The organism is uncultured Nitrospira sp. (genome assembly GCA_902500695.1).
Taxonomy (GTDB): Bacteria; Nitrospirota; Nitrospiria; order Nitrospirales; family UBA8639; genus Nitrospira_E.
The window spans coordinates 116,176-121,327 of sequence record CABVRQ010000002.1 but is presented as its reverse complement, the minus strand read 5'-3'; the positions used below and the strand labels follow the sequence as shown (position 1 = coordinate 121,327).

The following is a 5,152-nucleotide window of genomic DNA, read 5'->3' as shown; positions in this document are numbered from 1 at the left end:
CGAGCGCTTCTCGGGCATGGACCAGGTCGACAATCGGCTTATCCTGTAAAAACGCGACAAATCCACACATATTAAATTAATAATGATTCAACCAACACCACTTGCCCCATTGAACGTCAAACAAACTGCGAATCCGACGCCCTACATAAATTCATTCTTTTCAATGTGTACCGACGGTAAGAGCGCCCGCTCTCAGAGCTGACATATCCACATTCTCATCGGGCGTTGGGGCCCCGAGCAATTCTCTTTGGCCGGATTTTTTTCATTTGTACCACCACAACGACAAACCCTCTGGTATACACTTTCTCATTTCGAAAACGTGACCCTTCATGCCAGGGGAAACAGCGATGAATTTTATTTTTGAAGGTATAACACCCGTTGATAAAAGTGCCGGATAAGACTGCAAACTAGAGGCACTTTTTCGGAGAGGGCCGCCAACTTTTGAATGTTGCGTTTGTAACTCGCTTTCATATAGACCAGTTCTTCCCAACTATATTTAAAGTGAATTTCCGACATCATCGTTTGATATTCACGACAGCTGAGGTAATGTAAATTTTCCTTCGCATAAAGACTATTACGCTTGGCAGTTTCTTTGACTGACAATCCTTTTTGCCAATTATTTCGAATTCCCAGCATGGCCCAAAAATAATAATAGAAAAAATTTTTAATGAGACCTCCGAAAGGAACAAAAATGTGAGGTTCGATGATTTGCCATTTCGCAGGTATCACGTGAACACTCACTCCCCCATTTTTCAAAACCCGATAAATCTCACTAAACGCCTCGTGTTGATGCAAGACATGTTCAAATACTTGATCTGAAATTATTAAATCAAAATAATTATCAGGAAAGGGAATGGTGTCATTATCGGTAAATCGAAAAAATTGCTGATCCTGTTCCTGCCGCAATTTTATCGGAGTTCCTCTATCCATATAGTTCCCTTTATTGAATCCAAAAGAATTTTTATATCCGGAATCCAGAAGTTGATAGACCCGACGGCCATCTCCACAACCAAAATCCAAAATATAACTATCTTCATTGATAGAAATTCCCTTTCGTTTACATACCTCAATCTGCCTGATATCTATGCTTTGCATGAGCATTTTTCCTCCAAATTCCCATTTGATGTCCCACACCTATTAATCACCAAGATAGGTGGACTCACCGAAAAAATGCATGTCGGCATCGAACATTAGCGTTTTCATTGGATCATCTCCTGAATCCTGACATAACGACTCGCGATGTCACTTCATTTAGACTTTTGGTATTCCAGCCGACACAATCTCGCCAACCGACCGCCAAGCCACTCGGGAATCCGACTGAGCACGCGCAATCAGTTTCCTCAATTGCTCACCGACCGTTAAGGCACCTGACTCCGGACTTGGCATATCCAATTCCCAATAATGTGTCGCAGCGCAGAAGACTCCATCCTTGGTTAACGCATGGTCGAAGATCATTTCATTTCGCTGAAGAGAAGATCGAGGAGTCACGGCATTACCGGCAATCTCGTAATGATCCTTCAGATCCAAGATCCAGGGAATACCCAATCCTCCGCTTTTCCGCCAATAATAGAGTCTCGACCACAGCCCCCAGGTTTTCAGTGAAGTAAGCGGCCACCCGCCCCGAAGCCCGGCGACCCCTCCCAAATGCAGTCCCTCCCGCGCAAGGGCACGTAATCCTTGGCGTCCGATTGTGTTGTGAGGTGGGACAAAAACCCGAATACTGGTGCCTAAGAGATCTTCCAAATATTTTCGCCCATCCCTGACCCGCCTAGCTAAATCGGATCCCTGTGCAAATTCCGGGTTACCATGCTCCTCATCATGATAAAATCCATGGAGCATCGCTTCAAAACGACCTTGAGCAATCCCATCGCGGAGATACTCCACAAGCGATCGATTTTTGTGCAATGGATGGATAGACAGCCGATCCCGGACATGCTCAGGAACCGCTCTATTGGTTCCGGGACGACAAAAAGGAATGATGGCCAAAGAAATGGGCCCCCATCGGCTAATCTCCCCATATGCATGCTCAAGGTCATCAGGCGTCGTAAAGAAATTCGTATCGTCGTCACGAATACAGAAATACATTGTTCTTCCTTCTAGGCCTGAAGATACTTGCAGGAGGAATTAAAAAATGACACACGAAATGTCTGTCCTACGTGTGAGCTTTCAGTGCTACACTGTCTCCGCTGTCCCCTCAAACCCATCCAGCTTTTCCAATATCTCCCTGTAAACTGAGTGGAATTTCCACCGAGCCCGGGACAAACGGGTCAACCGGAGGTGCTCCCTCAAGGGCACGAACGAGAGCCAGGGTCTGTTGCTTAGCCGAATACGTTTCGCTGCTTTTCCTATCAGGAACAAATGAGGAAAGCGTGCCCTCACGCCATGCCTCAAGCACCTGGCGAAACACAGTGGCAATCTCGGAGGGCGAATCAATATCCGCGATTGTCCTCACCCCTACCCGATGCAGAACGGTTTTCATTTCATCCTGAGGGAGGATTCCGATAATCGGACGGCCTGCCTTCAGGTAGGAAAAGACCTTACTCCCGCATAACTCATATCCTTTCATGGGGATCAACCCAAGCAGGAGGAGCGCGTTGGCCTCAGTCTGCAGGCGACAGACTTCGGCATAGGAAACAGCTGACATAATTTTCACAACGTCCAGGACGCCCAGAATGCCCGCCGCACGATTAATTGCCTCCGTGCCTTCACCAACGAACAGAAGTTGCAAATACCCGGCAAGGACCGGGGAGGATTGTTTGAGCAGGCGTATTCCTTGAAGCAAGGTATCATACCGGTAGGGCGCGATCGTCCCGGCATACAAAACCACACATGTGGTTTGATTCCCTGGATCGGGGTTGTACCCGGCAATTGTGCCGTCAAATCCATTGGGGATAATATGAATGCGGGAGAGTTCTAAGGCTCCAGGGTAAGCCCGCCAGTAACATTCGGCCTCTGAATGGTAACGAAATATTACGGCCTGGGCTCCTTCAAAGATCTGATATAAGAGGCGGCGATCCCGTCGTTTTGCCCACCCAGGTCGATCGTCATCGAAGGGGCTGCCTGCCAACGTCCATGAATCTCGAAAGTCGAGCACATATGGCACCCCGGTATGCAAGGAAGCCTTTCTCGCCACCACAAACGAGGACCACGGACCTCCTGTTACCCAGATCACCTTTGCGCCTGTCCGCTGACACACCTTCACCGTGGCAGTCATACCTGGTGTGATCCAAGGCATGGCCAAATCCGGGTGATAGTAATAACTTTCAGCCTTCCTCACGAAACTCCTCAAATAAGAACGCATGGAAGGAGGTGGATTTTCATTGATTTCTCTAACATTTTCCGGAGGAGAGCCGGAGGGCATTTTGAATGATCTCCTCGCTCGCCAGGCCTGGAATCGTTGCCATGCATCCGCACCAGGTACCCGCACAACCTCAACATGGTCTGGCACCAATGACAACAAGCCGGGATCGTTTCTTCCTTGGTGTGTGTTACCGGATGCGACCACAGTAGGATGCCAGCCCATATCCGGCAAATGACGCACAAAGCGAAGCGGTCGATACACCCCCGCACTTCCATCGGGGGGAAAATTGTATGAGATCACCACCACAGATTTCATTGAGAATTGCTTGCGTCAGTAGAAATTCAAATTCCTGTCCGATGTGCGTATCCTACAGGTCTCTTGACTACCGGCTCTTTCCTAAAAGACCTGTTCCATCTGGATTCAACCCATCTGAACCAGTCTCTTGCTCAACATAAGCCAGCTGTTCTTCGGGTTTATCGAAAAAGGTACATCATTTCTCCGGCACACAATTGCCTTTTCGTTTTTGCCTGCATGTTTCGATAACTCGCACCCTTGTTTCAGGGAACTGAGATAGAACGCCTTACTTCCATTTCTTTAGGGATTGCCCTAAAGATCGGCTTAAATTCCAACCCAAAAGAGCTGTCGGAATCAATCCCGCACTCATCCACCATGGCATAAATTTCAGAGAAGTGTCTCTAGGCCCTCGCAATACCATGTGCTTCAGACTCAACATGCCCGCCTTTAACGCGCACTTCCTTTGATTTTTTTCAAGCAAAAGATACCCAAGCTGACAATAGGCTTCTGCAAGGTGGGTTCTCCACATACGGTCAGGGACCAATTGAGGAAATAGTTTCCAATTCTTCTCCAGCACTCGAATCTTTCCACGCACAGCCAACTCAGTTTGCTTTGAAACATTCATTTGATGAACCCGTTTTTTGCAGAAGATCCTTGGAATACATGCAATCCTATACGAGGCGGCTATCCGCAACCATAAATCCCTGTCTTCCACCGATCTTATTTCTTCATCAAATACTCCGGTCTTTTCCAGGCAGGATTTTCTGACCATCACTGTTGGTGTCGTAACAAAATTTTCAAGGATCAATGTTTCAAAGGCATGATCCAGAGGCCCTGCCACAATGGGACATGTTGGAAACATATGTTTTTTTTCCGCAAGAAAAGATGAAAGGACAATACCCTCTTCATTAAATTCTTCATAGTCGGAAAAGACAAGAGCCACATTCCGATTGGCCTCCATAAAAGCCAGTTGCACTTCCAGCTTTTCAGAAGTCCAACAATCATCGGCATCCAAAAAACAAATAAATTCTCCTTGTGCCGCTTGTATTCCCGCATTTCTTGCAGCCGATGGGCCTTTGTTCTGCTGATACAGATAGCGAATTGTGCCGTCGAACCGCTTTAAAACCTCCTTTGTGTTATCGGTAGACCCATCATCAACCACAATGATTTCGTGGCAAGGGTAAGTTTGGTCCAACACACTCTGTATTGTTTGCCCGATAAACTTTTCAGCATTATAGGCAGGAATAACCACACTAATCAGAGATGGCATCTGAACACCGATTTAACTTTCGCATATTTCAACATGAGATTAGAAATCACACCTTATCCTTCCTTCCCTTCTTAAAAGCTATCTCATTTTCACCATCGAATATTCGCCCCATCTTATGCTCTCTCCAAATGTTGGCAAGGGAACTTGAGGTGCATCAGTTGAAAGTTAAAATCCCACAGAATGAACTTTATATACTTCTGCCGGGATCACTTAAAGTTTTACCGGGTTGAATGCCAAATCATTCTGATTCCTGATCTCCCTCATCTGGAGCCACACATTCGCTTCCT

General features: G+C 46.8%; 4 protein-coding genes. All 4 read right to left on the bottom strand.

What is annotated here, in order from left to right; all coding sequences use genetic code 11:
* Positions 1 to 354: 354 nt before the first annotated feature.
* The gene (locus AAH187_RS00915) at positions 355 to 1,095 is read right to left on the bottom strand and encodes a class I SAM-dependent methyltransferase (RefSeq protein ID WP_342346552.1); all 741 of its coding nucleotides are present in this window, start codon (positions 1,093 to 1,095) and stop codon (positions 355 to 357) included.
* Positions 1,096 to 1,251: 156 nt separating this feature from the next.
* Positions 1,252 to 2,085, bottom strand: coding sequence for a DUF2334 domain-containing protein (locus AAH187_RS00910; protein WP_342346551.1), 834 nt, complete (start codon positions 2,083 to 2,085; stop codon positions 1,252 to 1,254).
* A 109-nt stretch (positions 2,086 to 2,194) separates the two neighbouring features.
* The gene (locus AAH187_RS00905) at positions 2,195 to 3,616 is read right to left on the bottom strand and encodes a glycosyltransferase (protein WP_342346550.1); all 1,422 of its coding nucleotides are present in this window, start codon (positions 3,614 to 3,616) and stop codon (positions 2,195 to 2,197) included.
* A 265-nt stretch (positions 3,617 to 3,881) separates the two neighbouring features.
* Complete coding sequence (locus tag AAH187_RS00900) at positions 3,882 to 4,865, bottom strand: glycosyltransferase family 2 protein (RefSeq protein WP_342346549.1); 984 nt, start codon at positions 4,863 to 4,865, stop codon at positions 3,882 to 3,884.
* Positions 4,866 to 5,152 lie beyond the last annotated feature (287 nt).